18 protein-coding genes and 1 pseudogene are annotated in these 15456 nt (G+C 65.7%); 7 read left to right on the top strand and 12 right to left on the bottom strand.

Translation table 11 applies throughout. The features are described from left to right. Positions 1-86 (top strand): annotated as a pseudogene (locus ACN0TP_RS14430) (ATP-binding protein); the annotation flags it as partial. On the opposite strand, the gene ACN0TP_RS14425 reads toward ACN0TP_RS14430, so the two are convergent. Then, complete coding sequence (locus ACN0TP_RS14425) at positions 83-1558, bottom strand: RNA-directed DNA polymerase (RefSeq protein WP_417220036.1); 1476 nt, start codon at positions 1556-1558, stop codon at positions 83-85. The pseudogene ACN0TP_RS14430 and the gene ACN0TP_RS14425 sit on opposite strands and share 4 nt — an antisense overlap. Before the next feature lie 285 nt (positions 1559-1843). After that, positions 1844-2380 (bottom strand): SRPBCC family protein, encoded by a 537-nt coding sequence (locus tag ACN0TP_RS14420; protein WP_417220035.1) that lies wholly within the window; start codon positions 2378-2380, stop codon positions 1844-1846. 31 nt (positions 2381-2411) lie between these two features. Here ACN0TP_RS14420 and ACN0TP_RS14415 point away from each other — a divergent pair, with 31 nt between their 5' ends. Further along, complete coding sequence (locus tag ACN0TP_RS14415) at positions 2412-2921, top strand: PaaI family thioesterase (RefSeq protein ID WP_417220033.1); 510 nt, start codon at positions 2412-2414, stop codon at positions 2919-2921. Here ACN0TP_RS14415 and ACN0TP_RS14410 read toward each other — a convergent pair. Continuing rightward, positions 2912-4348: an amino acid permease gene (locus tag ACN0TP_RS14410; protein WP_417220031.1), complete on the bottom strand. Its 1437-nt coding sequence runs from the start codon at positions 4346-4348 to the stop codon at positions 2912-2914. The two genes, ACN0TP_RS14415 and ACN0TP_RS14410, sit on opposite strands and share 10 nt — an antisense overlap. Positions 4349-4488: 140 nt before the next feature. On the opposite strand from ACN0TP_RS14410, the gene ACN0TP_RS14405 reads away from it, so the two are divergent. The 3 genes from ACN0TP_RS14405 to ACN0TP_RS14395 are packed head-to-tail and all read left to right on the top strand — an operon-like array spanning position 4489 to position 7509. Next, positions 4489-5442, top strand: coding sequence for a 1,4-dihydroxy-2-naphthoyl-CoA synthase (locus tag ACN0TP_RS14405; protein WP_417220029.1), 954 nt, complete (start codon positions 4489-4491; stop codon positions 5440-5442). 8 nt (positions 5443-5450) lie between these two features. Beyond that, complete coding sequence (locus ACN0TP_RS14400) at positions 5451-6569, top strand: AMP-binding protein (protein ID WP_417220027.1); 1119 nt, start codon at positions 5451-5453, stop codon at positions 6567-6569. 43 nt (positions 6570-6612) lie between these two features. Then, on the top strand, positions 6613-7509 hold the full coding sequence (locus ACN0TP_RS14395; protein WP_417220026.1) for a 1,4-dihydroxy-2-naphthoate polyprenyltransferase: 897 nt from the start codon (positions 6613-6615) through the stop codon (positions 7507-7509). Positions 7510-7521: 12 nt separating this feature from the next. On the opposite strand, the gene ACN0TP_RS14390 is transcribed toward ACN0TP_RS14395, so the two are convergent. Beyond that, on the bottom strand, positions 7522-7791 hold the full coding sequence (locus tag ACN0TP_RS14390; RefSeq protein WP_417220024.1) for a DUF4229 domain-containing protein: 270 nt from the start codon (positions 7789-7791) through the stop codon (positions 7522-7524). A gap of 54 nt (positions 7792-7845) precedes the next feature. Between ACN0TP_RS14390 and ACN0TP_RS14385 the strand changes: the two genes are divergently transcribed. Continuing rightward, on the top strand, positions 7846-8271 hold the full coding sequence (locus tag ACN0TP_RS14385) for a PLD nuclease N-terminal domain-containing protein (RefSeq protein WP_417220022.1): 426 nt from the start codon (positions 7846-7848) through the stop codon (positions 8269-8271). A gap of 15 nt (positions 8272-8286) precedes the next feature. Here the strand turns inward: ACN0TP_RS14385 and ACN0TP_RS14380 are convergent, their stop codons facing one another. The 6 genes from ACN0TP_RS14380 to ACN0TP_RS14355 form a co-directional block, all read right to left on the bottom strand. Beyond that, positions 8287-8532, bottom strand: a complete 246-nt coding sequence (locus tag ACN0TP_RS14380; RefSeq protein WP_417220020.1) for a hypothetical protein — start codon at positions 8530-8532, stop codon at positions 8287-8289. Positions 8533-8670: 138 nt separating this feature from the next. Continuing rightward, positions 8671-9711 carry a c-type cytochrome biogenesis protein CcsB gene (gene ccsB / locus ACN0TP_RS14375; protein ID WP_417220019.1) on the bottom strand — a complete coding sequence of 347 codons (1041 nt, stop codon included), beginning with the start codon at positions 9709-9711 and terminating at the stop codon, positions 8671-8673. 17 nt (positions 9712-9728) lie between these two features. After that, positions 9729-11402 (bottom strand): cytochrome c biogenesis protein ResB, encoded by a 1674-nt coding sequence (gene resB / locus ACN0TP_RS14370; protein ID WP_417220017.1) that lies wholly within the window; start codon positions 11400-11402, stop codon positions 9729-9731. Beyond that, positions 11402-12193 carry a cytochrome c biogenesis CcdA family protein gene (locus ACN0TP_RS14365; protein WP_417220043.1) on the bottom strand — a complete coding sequence of 264 codons (792 nt, stop codon included), beginning with the start codon at positions 12191-12193 and terminating at the stop codon, positions 11402-11404. Before ACN0TP_RS14365 ends, resB begins: the two co-directional genes overlap by 1 nt. Then, positions 12193-12816, bottom strand: coding sequence for a TlpA family protein disulfide reductase (locus ACN0TP_RS14360; protein ID WP_417220016.1), 624 nt, complete (start codon positions 12814-12816; stop codon positions 12193-12195). The genes ACN0TP_RS14365 and ACN0TP_RS14360 overlap by 1 nt, the downstream gene beginning before the upstream one ends. Positions 12817-12820: 4 nt before the next feature. Then, complete coding sequence (locus ACN0TP_RS14355; protein WP_417220014.1) at positions 12821-13483, bottom strand: histidine phosphatase family protein; 663 nt, start codon at positions 13481-13483, stop codon at positions 12821-12823. A 171-nt stretch (positions 13484-13654) separates the two neighbouring features. On the opposite strand from ACN0TP_RS14355, the gene ACN0TP_RS14350 reads away from it, so the two are divergent. Then, on the top strand, positions 13655-14464 hold the full coding sequence (locus ACN0TP_RS14350; RefSeq protein WP_417220012.1) for a hypothetical protein: 810 nt from the start codon (positions 13655-13657) through the stop codon (positions 14462-14464). 22 nt (positions 14465-14486) lie between these two features. Here the strand turns inward: ACN0TP_RS14350 and ACN0TP_RS14345 are convergent, their stop codons facing one another. Together ACN0TP_RS14345 and ACN0TP_RS14340 are read right to left on the bottom strand one after the other, a co-directional pair. Further along, a complete protein-coding gene (locus tag ACN0TP_RS14345) occupies positions 14487-15134 on the bottom strand; it encodes a redox-sensing transcriptional repressor Rex (protein WP_417220011.1) in 648 nt (215 codons plus the stop codon). Then, positions 15134-15388, bottom strand: coding sequence for a glutaredoxin family protein (locus ACN0TP_RS14340; protein ID WP_417220010.1), 255 nt, complete (start codon positions 15386-15388; stop codon positions 15134-15136). Before ACN0TP_RS14340 ends, ACN0TP_RS14345 begins: the two co-directional genes overlap by 1 nt. Positions 15389-15456 lie beyond the last annotated feature (68 nt).

Genomic DNA, 15456 nt, shown 5'->3' with positions numbered 1-15456 from the left:
ACCGGGTCCTCAAGATCAACCAACTGGACACCATCACGGACGACGTCATCGAGGCCGCCGCCAGCATCCTCGTCATCGGCAACTAGCGACACGAAACGATCACAGAACACCGCCAAAAAGCGCCAAACTCCACATTCCATAAGATTCGCTGGACCTTCTCTCGAACTGCGTCCTCCCGATGTTCCTTGGCGGGGAACTTCATCATCTTTTCGAATCGGACATCGCGTTCCAGCCCACTAAGTTCAGTCCATCTGGAAACTGGCGCCTTACAATGCGGACAAGTCGGTATTGTGACGACCTTACTACCACCTTTCAGACGGCTCAGGAGGATCCCCAAGCACCTTTGGGAACCAGCTATAACGGCACGAAGATTTTGCTGCTCGCTCAGTGGCCCGAATGCGAACCGCGCACTGTAGGCCAGTCCAGTCACGATGCGCATTCCCTCTAGGGCCGGCCTTGTGGCGTGAGGGAAAAGGAGATATTCGAAGCTGGAGAGCAATAGAATTACAGCCTTCTCATCTGCCCAGCAGGCAATCCGTGATGCATGATTGTCAATATTTGAAATTGCGGCCAAGTACCGCTGCAGTTTCCCTTGGGAAATATCAACTGCACACAGTTGCGAAGTCTTTGCCTCAAATTTAAACGAATACCCAAGGAAATCCATTTCTGTGGCCGACGGTGACGGGTGGGTCAGTTTCAGAAGCTTTCCTGCGTTCTCGGTGAGTTCTAATTTCCTAAGATGGTCGTTTAGAAGTTGATGTGTATGTTTGCCTCGACTCGATTCGGCCACCACTAAGATGTCGTCCACGTATCTCAAATAGGCAACCACTCCAGGTGCTCCTTGGAGTTTCTGGTCGAATATCTCGAGGTATATCTCTGCAAGTACCGCTGAGGACGGGATGCCTTGCGGAATCCCTCGATCTCGTCCATGTGCCTTTGCATACCCTTCAAGCACTCGACGAATGTGTTGCTTGGCAAAACGCGGAACGCCAGAGTGGTCTTCAAGTTTTTCCAGCAATAGCCGATGAGAAATCGAATCGTAGAAATCGGTGATATCGGTGCGAATGATCGATCGATGCGCAGGCCGTTTGCTTGATTTGGAGATGTTCAGTGCGTTAAGGAGGACCCTAATGCACTGGTCTCGTCCTTTTGTCTCGACCCGAAAACAACGCTTTAGCGTAAGCGATACATATCTATCCAAAAGAAGCAGAGCGGAACTCGGCTTACTAAACGTAGTGATGAGACGCCCGTTTTCACGCCTGTAGCGCAGACGAACGTGGTGTGGCGGATTTAGAATCGTGTTTTCAAGTTCATCCCGCATTTTCTCGAAGTGCTGATCCTCATAACCGCGCTTCCGCTCCAGGAGGTCGTATATCTGTGCTTCCAGCTGAGAACTGGCCGCAACATCCGTCTCAGAATTCAAACGATTCATTGCACGAGTGATTTCCAGATTAAACTTAGGCGTCAACGCAGCGTGGTTGGGAATAATATTCTTTCCCCGCTGAATCCTAAAATAGATCTTGCGAATATCGCTGGATCTCGGCAAGACTTCCCTCAATTTGCCCCCCCTCTAAGCTCATGAAGTTCCAACTGCCAACGATACTCGACACCCATTCTTCAAAATCGTTCCACAGTGACTATGAGTCAGACCTGTTTGGTATTCCAAAATAGGCCATGCCAGTCCCAAGGCGCCTCGAAATTCCGCTAAGGCGTAGCCGAACTCAGACGTGCCAGCATGGCTCCCGGCGCAATTAGACGAGCTGACCGGCAGCACCGCGGGAATCGCGGGCCCGGAACCATCATCGCGATGGTTCCGGGCCCGCTGCGTCTGGTCCTGCGGGTCTCAGTCGCCGTCGGGTTCCACTGCGGCCGCACCGGGGTTCAACGCCGATCCGGGGGCATCCGCCGGGCCGGCGCCACCCGGCTCGTCCTCCACGGCACGACGGGTTTCCCGGCGGCTGGCCCGCGCCTCGCCGGCGGCCGCGAGCGCTGCTGCCAGGGCCTCCAGGCGCTCCTTCGGGTCCCCGTCGCCGTCGGCGCCGAACAGCCCGTGCAGCAGTCCGCCGTCGGTGCGCGTCAACACCACGGTGCAGCCGAACCCGGTATCGGCGACGTCGAAGGTGAGCTCGGTGCTATCCAGTCCGAGACCGGCACCGGTACGCCAGGTCATCAGGCGGCGATTGGTGGTGGCCTCGATCTTCACCGAGGTCCGCTCGCGGCCGCCGTCGGAGACCAGCGTGATGGCCTGCCCGTCCTCGACGTCGCCTTCGACGTCCTCCACACCGGGAACCCAGGTGCAGTATTGGGCTCCGTCCTGGAGCACGCTCCAGAGAACATCCCCTGTCGCATTGACATCCTGTTGGGTACGCAACGATTCCATGCCCGGAGCCTACCGCGCCTACGATATGGCCATGCCGACTTTGCACGAAAACCAGCCCCAGCACACCGAGGTCAACGCGGTTTCCGAGCGGTTGCGCCGCGAATCCGGATCACGCCAGGGCCTGGATTTCCTGCGGGCCATCATCTCCGGGGACCTGCCGGAATCGCCACTGCTGCAGGCACTGGGCGTGCACACGGTGCAGGCGGATGAGGGGATCGTGCGCCTGGAGACGGTGCCGCAGTCGCAGCAGTTCAACACCATTGGCACCGGCCACGGCGGCTTCCTGTCCACGTTGCTGGACACGGCCCTGGGGTTCAGCGTGGAATCCCTCTCCCCTGCCGGGACGACGTGGACGACCACCGACCTGCACGTGCGGTTCCGCCGGCCGATGACCGTGGACTCGGGAGTGGTCTCGGCCGTGGGCCGGGTGGAGCACTACGGGCGCTCCTCCGCGATCGCCGCCGGCGAGGTCCACGATGGCTCCGGGCACATCCTGGCCAGCGCCACGGCGTCGTTCTTTGCCTTGCGGCATCAGGAATAGAACTCGTTCGCCGGCTGGTTCCGGCGGACCCGCAGCCAGCCAATCCATAGTGCCAGGGCGATGACCGGGATGCAGGCGATGGTGTAGAGACCCAGGTGGTAGACCTCGCCGGTGGCGGGATCGGACATGCTGTCGAAGGAGATCAGCACGGTGATGACCAGCAGCGAGATGATCCCGGCCCAGCTGGTCCAGGGCGCGCCGGGCATCGGCAGGGACGAGACCCTGCCCTTGCGGTGGCGCAGCATCAGCTGGCAGGCGAAGATCGTCCCCCAGGTGAAGATGACACCGATGGATGCCGTGTTCAGCGCCAGGTCGAACGCGTGCGAGCCGCCCAGCCAGATGTTGGCCAGGATGCCGACCAGGTACACGACGCCGACCGTGACGATGCCCGCCCACGGAACGTAGCGGCTGTTCATCCGGGCCAGCCACTGCGGGGCGTGCCCGTTGTTGGCCATCGCGCGGAAGACACGGCCGATGGAGTACAGCCCCGAATTGCAGGAGCTCAGGGCCGCGGTGATGACCACGAAGTTCATCACGTCGCCGATCCAGGCGGCGCCCAGCTGGTCGAACACGGTGACGAACGGGCTTTCGCCGGCCTTGTACTGGTCCCACGGCATCAGCATGGCCAGCAGGGTCACCGATCCGACGTAGAAGACCACGATGCGCAGCACGACGGCCCGGATGGCCCGCGGGACCTCGCGCGCCGGATCCTCCATCTCGCCGGCGGTGATGCCCACCAGTTCGATGGCGTTGTAGGCGAAGACGACCGAGTTCAGGACCAGGATGCAGACGAAGAAACCGCGCGGGAACATCCCGCCCTCGCTGGCCCAGAGGTTGGAGACCGCTGCGTGGCCGTCGCCGATCTGGGTGTTCATCACGACCATGACGACCCCGACGATGAGGAACAGCACGATGGCGGTGACCTTCAGGGCCGAGGCCCAGAACTCGAACTCCCCGAAGGCCTTGGCACTGAAGAGGTTGACGGCCACCAGCAGGGCCAGCGCGCAGATGGCCGAGACCTCGATCGGGACGGCGGGGAAGAAGAACTGGAAGTACAACCCGATGGCGATCAGCTCGGCGATGCCGGTCATGATCCAGTTCAGCACGTACATCCAGCCGGCCAGGAAGGCGCCCTTGGCCCCGAACAGCTCGCCGGCGTAGCTGACGAAGGATCCCGAGGACTGGCGGTACATGATCAGCTCGCCCAGGGCGCGCATCAGGAAGTAGGCGATGAGCCCGGCGATGGCGTAGGAGAAGATGAGCGACGGACCGGTCGAGGCCAGCCGGCCGCCGGCACCCATGAAGAGCCCGACGCCGATGGCCCCACCCATCGCGATCATCTGGACATGCCGGCGGGTCAGGGTCTTCTTGTAGCCCTCGGCGGTGATGGACGCCGTTGCCGTGCTGTGGTGTTCGGGGTGGGGCACGCCGATTCCTTCCGGGTTCCGGGCACTGCGAGATGGCCGGGGTGGTTCGAGGGGACACGATAGTGTAGTCCGGCTCACCCCCGCCGCCGTTAATCGTCCTGGTCAGCCCCCGGACCGGCCCCGCGTCTAGACTGGTGCGGGTGAGCACTGCATCCCTTCCCGACCAGGTATCCGATCTCTTCGACCCGACCCGTTGGCGGGTCGTGGAGGGCTTCGACTTCGAGGACATCACCTACCACCGGCAGGTCGAACGCGACGCCGACGGCACGATCGTGCGCGATCTGCCCGCCGTGCGCATTGCCTTCGACCGCCCAGAGGTGCGCAACGCCTTCCGCCCCGGCACCGTCGACGAGCTCTTCCGCGCCATGGACCACGCGCGCATGACCTCCGACGTTGCGGCGGTGCTGCTGACCGGCAACGGGCCCTCCCCCAAGGACGGCGGGCATTCCTTCTGCTCCGGCGGCGACCAGCGCATCCGGGGCCGCGACGGCTACCGCTACGCCGAAGGCGACACCGCCGAATCGATCGACCCGGCCCGCGCCGGACGGCTGCACATCCTGGAGGTGCAGCGGCTGATGCGCACCATGCCCAAGGTGGTCATCGCCGTCGTCAACGGCTGGGCCGCCGGTGGCGGGCATTCGCTGCACGTCGTGTCCGACCTGACCATCGCCTCGCGCCAACACGGCAAGTTCAAGCAGACCGACGCGACGGTCGGCTCCTTCGATGCCGGCTACGGATCGGCGCTGCTGGCGCGGCAGATCGGCCAGAAGAATGCCCGGGAGATCTTCTTCCTGGCCCGCGAATATTCCGCGGAGGACATGGTCACGATGGGGGCCGTGAACGAGGCGGTGGACCACGAGCGCCTCGAGGAGGTCGCCCTGGAATACGCGACCGACATCGCCCGGCAGTCCCCGCAGGCCATCCGCATGCTCAAGTTCGCCTTCAACCTGGCCGACGACGGGCTGGCCGGCCAGCAGGTCTTCGCCGGAGAGGCCACGCGCCTGGCCTACATGACCGATGAGGCCGTCGAGGGCCGGGACGCGTTCCTGGGCAAACGCGAGCCCGACTGGTCATCCCACCCCTACTACTTCTAGGCGGACGCATGGACCTCGACCCGCTCCTGTCCGCCCTGGCAGCCGCACTGAACGAGGAGGGCCCCGCCGTCGAGGTCCTGCCGGGCGAATCCCCCGGCAGCCACCGCCTCCACCAGGCGGGGGACGCCCCCGAGGGAAGTGCCGCCGTCGTGCGGACCTCCGGATCCACCGGCACACCGAAGCGGACCGTGCTGCCCATCGATTCCCTGGCCGCTTCCTCGATGGCGACGGCAGAACGCCTCGGTGCCGAGGGGCAGTGGCTGCTGGCGTTGCCCGTGCACTATGTGGCCGGCCTGGCCGTGCTGACCCGCAGCCTGTATGCGGGGACCCGCCCCTGGGCGATGGACCTGGAGGCCCGGTTCACCCCCGAGGCCTTCACCGCGGCCGCCGGGGAGTTGACCGACCGGGTGCGGATCACCTCGTTGGTCCCCACCCAGCTGGCCCGGCTGCTGGAGGATCCGGCGGAGCGGGCCATCGCGGCCCTGCGCCGCTTCGACGCGATCCTGCTCGGTGGCGGGGCCACCTCGGAACCACTGCGCGCCGCAGCCCGCACGCACGGACTGAAGATCATCCGGACCTACGGGATGAGCGAGACATGTGGCGGCTGTGTGTACGACGGCGAGCCGTTGCCCGGGGTGCGCATCGCCACCGTCGAGGGCAGGATCCGGCTCGGCGGCGACGTGGTCGCCGGCGGTTACCTGGGGAACCCTGAACTGACCGACGCGCATTTTTCCGTCGACGGCGAGGGAACCCGCTGGTTCACCACCGATGACCTCGGCTCCTACACCGACGGGACCCTGGCGGTGGAAGGCCGCATCGACGACGTGATCAACACGGGGGCGGTGAAGGTCTCGGCCGGGGCCGTTGCCACGGCGATCGAGGCAGTGCCGGGCGTTGGTTCCGCCCTGGTGGTCGGCGTGCCGGACCCCGAATGGGGCTCGGCGGTCGGCGCACTGGTCACGGGCCGGGCCCACGCCGCCGACATCCGCGATGCAGTCCGGGCCGCGCTGGGGCGGGCTGCGGTTCCACATCGGCTGCTGGCGGTCGCCGACCTGCCGGTGCTGCCGGGCGGCAAACCCGACCGCCAGGCGGCAATTTCCCTGTTGGCTGGCGCGGGGAGAGAATAGGACGCTGGAGAAACCGCCAGCATCCTACCGAGAGGAACCACCTGTGGCCACGCCCGCCCAATGGATCGAAGGCGCCCGGCTGCGCACCCTCCCGATGGCGGTTGCCCCCGTCATCATCGGCACGGCAGCGGCCTACGGGGTGGACGGCCATTTCTGGTGGTTTCGCGCCCTCCTGGCGGCCCTCGTCTCGCTCTTGCTGCAGATCGGCGTCAACTACGCCAATGACTACTCCGATGGCATCCGGGGAACCGATGATGTCCGGGTGGGTCCGCTGCGGCTGACCGGTTCCGGCGCGGCGAAACCGGCCCAGGTCAAGGCCGCCGCCTTCGCCTGCTTTGGCGCCGCAGCGGTCGCGGGCCTGGCCCTGGTGCTGCTCTCCCAGGCCTGGCCCCTGTTGCTGGTCGGGGTGGCGGCCATCTTCGCTGCCTGGGGCTACACCGGCGGTGAACGCCCTTACGGATACCAGGGGCTGGGCGATGTGTTCGTCTTCTTGTTCTTCGGCCTGGTGGCGACATTGGGAACCACCTTCACCCAGATCCTCCAACTTCCCGCGGCCGCCTGGATCGGGGCCTGCGGGACGGGTCTGATCGCCACTGCGTTGTTGATGGCCAACAACGTGCGGGACATCCCGACGGACCGCGAGGTGGGCAAACGGACGCTTGCGGTCCGCCTGGGCGATGAGTGGGCCCGCGTCTCCTACGTGCTGATGCTGGCGCTGCCGATCCTGCTTCCCCTGCTGCTGGTCCGTGAGTATCCCTGGTTGATGCTCGTGGTGCTCGTGGCCCCACTGTGCCTGATGCCCTCGTGGGTCATGCTCAAGAGCCGCGACCGCAAGGCACTGATCCCCGTCCTCAAGCAGACGGGGTTCATCAACCTGGGATACAGCATCCTGTTTGCCGTGGGCATGGTCATCACAGTGGTGCTCCGCCAGCACGGCTGAGCCGGGCAGGGGCTACTGGTAGCGGTCCTCGGCTTCCTCATCCTCGCGTTCCAGCGATCCCTTGTGCGAACCCGGGTGGTTGCGCAGGTCGGCAACCTTGGTCTGCACCTGCTGGACACTGGCTGAGCGCAGTCGATTCAGGAACAAGTAGGCGACGCAGAACGCCACCACGGCGGCGAGCACGCCCGCCAGGAACAGCGAAAAGCCCAGCCCCCAGTACAACGCAGCGAACACTGCGAAGAAGAGAACCAAGCGGATGATGGTGTACTTGATGAACTGCACCCCCCAATTCTACCGGCTGGACCTGCGAGCCGGATTCTTCACTACACTGGAAGCATGGTCAGAAATTTGATGCTCGGTGCTTTGGTGGCCTTGGCCGTCACCATCTATGCCCTGATCCAGTGCGTGCAGACACCGGCACACCGGGTTCGGAGCATCGCCAAACCCGGGTGGATCGTGGCCATTATCTTGTTGCCCCTCGTCGGCGCGTGCCTGTGGTTCTGGCTGGGGCGTCCCACCGATGGAGGCTCCGCACCGGCGACCGGGCAGCAGCCGACACGCGGCTCGGGCGCCCCCGACGACGACCCCGATTTCCTGCGGACGCTCGAAACCCAGCGCCGTCAGCGCGCCAAGGACGAGGAACTGCGGCGCCGGGAGGCGGAACTGAAGGCCCGCGAGGACCAGGCACGAAAGGACCGGCGTCCCCCGAACGAAAGCGGCGAACTGCCCTCGGACCGGGATTCGAACCCACCGACCGCCTAGCCACCACCGCAGGGATCAGGTGGTGGGTTTCGACGCCGGGGATTTCCGGATGCGGTATATGAGGACTCCCAGGCTCACGCCGCAGGCCAGGATCAGGATCAACGCCAGGCCCAGGAGCACGAGCTTGGCCACCAGCGCCGTCAGAAACGTGGAAACCAGCGCGGCGGCGATGGCCAGGATGGCCAGGATGGCCAGTACCAGGGGAAGGGCCGCGGTGCGCACCCAGAGAAGCGGACGGTCGGGTCCTGGCGTGGAAGTCATGAAACCAGCGTAGGCCACCGCGGCCGGTACGAGGTCGCCCGCCCACGGGTCCGGGCGCGCCAGCCGGGCCCTCTCCCCGGATGCAGCGAGGCCCGGCACGGAGCTGCTGCTCCGAACCGGGCCTCGCTTTTGCTGCGGTCAGACTCCGGCGTAGGAGTGCAGGCCGTTGAAGTACAGGTTCACCACGGTGAAGTTGAAGACGATGCACAGGTAGCCGATGATGCTCAGCCACGCGGAGCGGGTTCCCGTCCAGCCGCGGGTTGCCCGGGCATGCAGGTATCCGGCGAACACCACCCAGATGACGAAGGTCCAGACCTCCTTGGTGTCCCAGCCCCAGTACCGGCCCCAGGCTGCTTCGGCCCAGACGGCACCGGCCATGAGGGTGAACGTCCACATCACGAAGGCCACTGCGTTGATCCGGTAGGCAAAGTTCTCCAGGGCTGCCGCGCTGGGAACCATCCGCAGGAACGAGAGCTTGTCGGGTTTGCCGGCGGCAAGCCTGGACTGGCGGTCCGCCTGAAAGAGCTGCAGCACGCTCAGTGCGAAGGTGATGGTGAACAGCGAGGAGGCCAGCACGGCGATGGAGACGTGGATGATCAGCCACGGGCTCTGCAGTGCCGGTACCAGGTGGGCGACAGGCGTCGGGAAGCCCATGGTCGCGGCGCAGAGCATGAGCGTCACCAGGCCGATGACGAAGGTTCCCATGAAACGCAGGTCCTTCTTCAGCAGCACCACCAGGAACACCAGGGCCACGACCATCGCACCGGTGGTCAGGAACTCATACATGTTGCCCCACGGGACGCGGCCGGCGGCAATGGCCCGCGAGACCACGGCGAACACATGAATGGCCGCGGCGATCCACGCCACGGAAACGCCCACCCGGGCAGCGGTGCGCTTGCCCGCCTGGCGCACGTAGTTCATCGACTCGTTGACCAGCAGGCCGTCGTCGGCAGCCGGGGCGTGCGGGCCGCGGTCCTGGTGGGTCGTGGCCGTCGCGGCGCCCACGGAGGCCAGCTGCTTGGCCTCTTCGGCCAGCAGTCCCGATTCGAGCTCCCGGATGGTCTGGTTTGATTTGGCCAGATCCCAGGCAAAGGCAATGAAGGCGATGGCGTACGCCATGGCCGCCAGCAGCATGAAAAGGTCGCTGTATGCGCCGAGCTGTTCATTGATCGTTGGCATGCGTGTTCCTCTGTCTCCTAAACTTCGGTCCGGTCGGTGCCGGTGAATTCGCGCTCAAGAAGTGTGCGAAGCTCCCGTGCCTCCTGCCGGACGCGGGGGTCCTCCCCGCGGGCCAGCACCCCGTATTCGATGATACGCCCGCCCTGGCTGTCGTCCTCGCGTGGCCCCTCCCCTGCCGGGTGGACCTTGATCCAGGCACGGCGTCGGGGGGTGAACAGCGAGACGGCCAGGCCCAGCAGGGCCAGTGCGGCGAAGATGGCCACGGGCAGCTTGCCCGGGTCGTGATGGATGTCCAGGGCCGCATAGCGCTTGATTCCGTCGAAGGTGATGGAGCCCTTGTCCTGCGGCAGCTTCACGGTCTGCCCGGCATTGACAACCAGGCCGCCCGCGTCGAGGTTGCGGCTGTTGAGCTCGGTGAGCTTGTCGGTGTCGAGCACGAAGACGTTTTGCGGGTCGCCGGCGTCCAGGCCGAGATCGCCATAGTACGAGTTGAGCTGCAGCTGGGGCAGCACGGGGCTGGGGTCCAATGAGATGCCGACCCCGGACGCGTTGACGCCGGCCGTCGGGAGGAACAACCCCACAAAGCCGAGCTGGTCGGGCCGCGCGTCTGGGACCTTGAGGACCAGCAGCGAGGTGAAGACGTCATCCTGCGGAACCGCGACGACGGGGCCGGAGTAGGAGATGTCCCCGTTGCCGTCACGGACGGTGATCTCGGGGGCGTAGCCGTTGCCGACCAGGTAGACGGCCGTGCCGCCGATCCGCAGCGGGTGGTTGACGCGCAGATCCTGCTTCTTCGGGTCGCTGCCCGGCTCGGTGGTCGTCACCTGGGCGTGGAAATCGATGGGCTGGCCGAAGTGCGTGGTGGATTCGCGGTCATAGGTGACGTCGAACTTGTCGAGCTTGACGGAGAACGGGCTCAAGGCGCCCTCCTTGAAGCCGGTGCCCGGGTTGAACGAATCGTAGGAGACCAGCGTGTTCACGAAGGACTCCCCTTCGACGACGATGCGTTGGCCGGTGTAGCCGAAGACCCCGCCGATGGCGACTGCAGCCAGCACGCCGATCAGCGAGAAGTGGAAGACCAGGTTGCCGACTTCCCGGATGTAGCCGCGCTCGGCGCCGACCGACGGGACCTTGCCGTCGGGGCGCTCTTCGACGCGGTAGCCGCGTTTCTTCAGCAGGGCGGCCGAACGGGTGAGGATCTGCCCATCCGCAAGTTCCGCTGCACGCCCGGTGACCTCAAGGGTGCCGTTCTCCGGAAGCCGTGAGAGCCGGACCGGAGTGCGTGGGGGTGGCGTCCGCAATGCCTTGTAGTGCTTTTTGGCCCGCGGGAAGACGCAGCCGATCAGCGAGATGAACAGCAGCAGGTAGATGGCCGAGAACCAGACGGAGGAGAAGACGTCGAACAGCTGGAAGGTGTCCAGCCACTGGCCCAGGACGGGCTTGTTGTCGAGGTAGGCGGTGACTTCGGTGGGGTTCACCGGCCGTTGGGGGAAGAGCGATCCGGGCACCGTGGCGACCGCCAGCAACAGGAGCAGGAACAGCGCGGTGCGCATGCTGGTCAGTTGGGTCCAGGCCCAGCGCACCATGCCCCAGGGCCCCAGCGCGGGAACCGTGACGTCGTCGCGGGAGCGTTTCCTGCCCCGTTCCGGACCGGACGACGGCGGCTGATCGGTTTTTCTGCTCAATGCCATCAGATCGGCATCCTTACCTCGTTGGTGAACCACGTTTGCAATTGGAGGACCCACTCGCCCCATAGCCCGGTGGCCATCAGGACACCGAGGACGATCAGCAGCAGGCCTCCCGCGCGCATGACGGCGCGCTGGTGGCGCCTGAAGAAGGCGAGGGCACCGGCGGCGCGCCGGAAGCCCAGGGCGATGAGCAGAAACGGCACACCCAGCCCCAGGCAATAGGCGAAGGTCAGCAAGGCCCCACGCGTCACGTTGGCGTCGGGGCCGATGCTCATGGCCAGGACGGCGGAGAGCGTCGGGCCGATGCACGGTGCCCATCCGAGCCCGAAGGTCATGCCCAGGACGGGTGCACCCCACAACCCGGCAGGAGGGCGGCGGTGGATTTTCCTATCGCGCTGGAGCCAGCCGAAACCGCCCATGAACACGATGCCCATGGCGATGACCACCAGTCCCAGGATCTGGGTGACCCAGTCGCCTCCGTGGATGAGCCAGACGGAAACCTTGGTGAACACGACGCCCACGAGCATGAAGACCACGCTGAAGCCCAGGACGAACAGGCCGATTCCGGTGACCATGCGTCCGCGTTTCTGGTCGGCCAGATCCGCACCGGTCAGCCCCGTGACGTACCCGAGGAAGCCGGGGACCAATGGGAGAACGCATGGCGACAGGAAGGAGACGAGACCGGCCAGGACGGCGACCGGCAACGACAAGAGCAGCGAGCCGTCCTGGACGGCTTCTGCGAAGGGGTTGGCCTGGGTGAAGAGCGCCGGAAGCGCCGTGGCGGTGCCGGCGATCACGCCGGCTCGGAGACCAGGTCGGAAATCAGCGCCTTCAGCGTTGACTCGTCGGCTTCGCCCAGGAGCCGTGCCGCCACCCTTCCCTGCCGGTCCAGGACCAAGGTGGTGGGCACGGCCTGCGGGGGGACGTATTCCGTCATGGACAGCAGAATGGACCCATCGGCATCCGGCATCGAGGGATAGGTGATCTTGAAGGTGCGTTCGAAGGCAGCAGCTGTGGCCTTTTCGTCGCGGACGTTCACCCCGAAGAACTGCACGCCCTTCGAGGCGAAGGCCTTGCTCAGCTTGGACAGGTGCGGGGCCTCCAACCGGCAGGGGGCACAGGCGGCGTACCAGAAGTTCAGGACGGTGACCTTTCCCTGGAGCTGGTCCGCACTGATGTGCTTGCCCTCGTAGGTGGTCCCGTTCAGGTCCAGCGGATCGCCACGCGTTTCCAGGCCGTATTCCTGGACGGACCCATCACCGGCGATGTAGTTCTTGCCGTTACCGGCCCGCGCCTGTTCGGCCAGCGGATCGTCGGCCTTCGAGCACGCTGCCAAGGGGATGACCGCTGCGAGCAGGGCGGCAGCACGCAATACCTGGCGGCGCTCGGGCAGGGGTGAAACGGGGTGGGACGGCATGTGGTTAGGCTCCGGGGATGTTTGCCGCGTTGGCCAGCAGGTCAGCGCAGGGTTGGGTGTAACGAACGGCGACGAGCCGTTCCCCCTCAAAATCCAGGCTGGTGATCGACGCCAGCGTGCATTGTCGCCGCCGGGGATCGTGCCACAGGTGCTTGTTTTCGGCGGCCAAGCGCGTTACCCAAATGGGCAGCTGGTGGCTGACCAGCACGGCTTGGGCTCCGGGGCCGCCGAGTGAAACGGCCCGGTCGCGGTGGTCTTTCACCGCGGCCATCATGCGTTCGACCTGGGCCCGGTAGGGCTCCCCCCAGGACGGCCGCAGTGGATTGAGCAGGTATGGCCAGTGGCGTGGCTGGGCCAGGTGGCCCTTGACGCCGGATAGGCCCTGGAAGTGGTTTTCCGCCTCGATGATCCGTTCATCCGTCGAGATCTCCAGGCCGAGTGCCGCAGCAGTCGGGGCGGCCGTCTCCTGGGCACGGACCAACGGCGAGGCGACCAGGTGCACGATGTTGGCACCGGCGTCGCGTTGGGCCGTGAAGTATGCGGCGGCCCGTTCGGCCATGGTGTGGCCGAGCTCGGACAAGTGGAATTCCGGGAGCCTGCCGTAGAGCACCTTGTCCGGGTTGTGGACCTCGCCGTGGCGGAGCAGGTGGACGGTGGCAGCAGACATGCCCCCAGTCTCTCAAACCTTTGCTTCCACGCCTAAAACCGGGCGGTGATTCCACTCACCGTGGCCGCCGAACCGGGGGAATTCAGCCTTCGTGATGATGCCACCGCCCGGGGTGGGCACATTAGTGTTGGGGTCAAGCCCTACATCAGCAACATCAACGGAGGACATCTCATGAGCACCCCCACTCCACGGGACCCCGGCCAGGAACCCCGTCCAGAGCACGGAGAGGGCACTCCCCCGGTTCCGGATCCCCCGAAGTTCGGCCAGCGGCTGCCCGAGCCCCAGCACGGGTCGGGCGCTGGATCGCCGGCCAACCAGCCCGGTCCGACGCAACCTGCCTACGGTGCCTACGGGCAGCCGGGGCCCGGAGCTCCTTCGGGGTACGGGCAGCCGGGGCAGCCGAATCTTCCGCCGCTGGGCCAGGGATTTCCGCAACAGCAGCACTACGGCTATCCGCAACAGCCGTTCGGCGGACCGGGTGCGCCCGGAGGCGCCGCCGGCCCACGACCGGCCCGTCCGGGGACGGTGACTGCAGCGTTCTGGCTGATCATGGCCGCCGGTCTGATCACGCTGATCCAGGGACTCGTTCTGGTGCTGGTACCCGATTCGGTCATCCTCGATGCCGTCAACCAGGCGATGAGCACCCAGGATCCTGCCATGGACAAGGAACTGCGTGACGCCGGACTGGACATGGCATCGCTCATCGGGCCGATGAAGATCGCCGTCCTGTTCATCATGATCATCGGCGCGGGCATCTACGCCCTGATTGCGGCCTTCATCCGCAAGGGCAGCAATGGGGCGCGCATCACCGGAACCGTCCTGGCGGTCATCTCCCTGGTGGGCCTGCTGTCCGCCTTCGACCCGCTGGCTTTCCTGGCCATCGCCTTGGGAGTCGCCGGCATCGTGTGCGCCTGGCTCCGCCCGTCGTCAGAGTTCATCGGGGCCGTGGCCCTGCATAAGCACGGCGGATTCCGCCAGTAGCCGGGGCGGTCGACCGGGCGGTTCAGTCCCCGGCCCGGTCGACGCCCAAGGCTGCGTGGTAGGCCAGGATCTGCAGTTCGCGGGCCATGTCCACCTTCCGCACGCGGACCCCGGCCGGGACCTGCAGGACCACCGGGGCAAAGCTGAGGATGTTGGTGATCCCGGCGTCCACCACCCGGTCGGCGAGTTCCTGGGCTGCGCCACCTGGCACCGCCAGGATGGCCACGTTGATGCCCAGCTCACCGATGGCCGCGGCGAGTTCGTCCACGTGGCGGACGACCAGGTCCCCGAGACGTCGCCCGAGCGTCGATTCCGCGATGTCGAAGATGGCACACACAGTGAAACCACCACCCTGGAAGCCGGCATACCCGGCCAGGGCCCGGCCGAGGTTGCCGGCCCCGAGGATGCCCACGCGCCAATCACGGTCAAGGCCCAGCGTCGTGGAGATGCGTTCGGCGAGCACCTCCACCCGGTAGCCGACGCCGCGGGTGCCGAAGGTCCCCACCAGGGACAGGTCCTTGCGCAGGATCGCGGGGTTCACTCCGGCGGCCGCCGAGAGCACGTCGGAGGACACCGTGGCCTGCCCCGCGGCACGCAGGGATTCCAAGGCCCGCAAATACAACGTCATGCGTCCCAGCGTGGCTTCCGGGAGGATCTTTTCGCCGGGCATCAGGTGCCGATCAGCTTCTCGAGCCGCTGCGGATCTATCACCCAGAAGTCGCGCTGGACCCCGTCGACCAGCAGCACCGGCACCTCTTCGCCATAGCGGCGGACCAGCTCCGGATCATCGTCGATGAGTTCCTCGGCCCAGGCCACGCCATGTCGGCCTGCCACGGTCTCCACGGTGTGGCGTGCTGCCGCACAGAGATGGCACCCGGTCCTGGTCAACAACCGGACGCGCGGTTCCCTTTCCGAAGATTCCATGCTCCAAACCTACCGCCCTGTCAGGCGCGGACCCACCTGATGACCGGCGGGGCCCGATGCGGTGGGCC

It is taken from the genome of Arthrobacter sp. (assembly GCF_048266065.1).
Taxonomy (GTDB): domain Bacteria; phylum Actinomycetota; class Actinomycetes; order Actinomycetales; family Micrococcaceae; genus Arthrobacter_H.
This window is presented reverse-complemented; position numbering and strand designations above follow the sequence as displayed.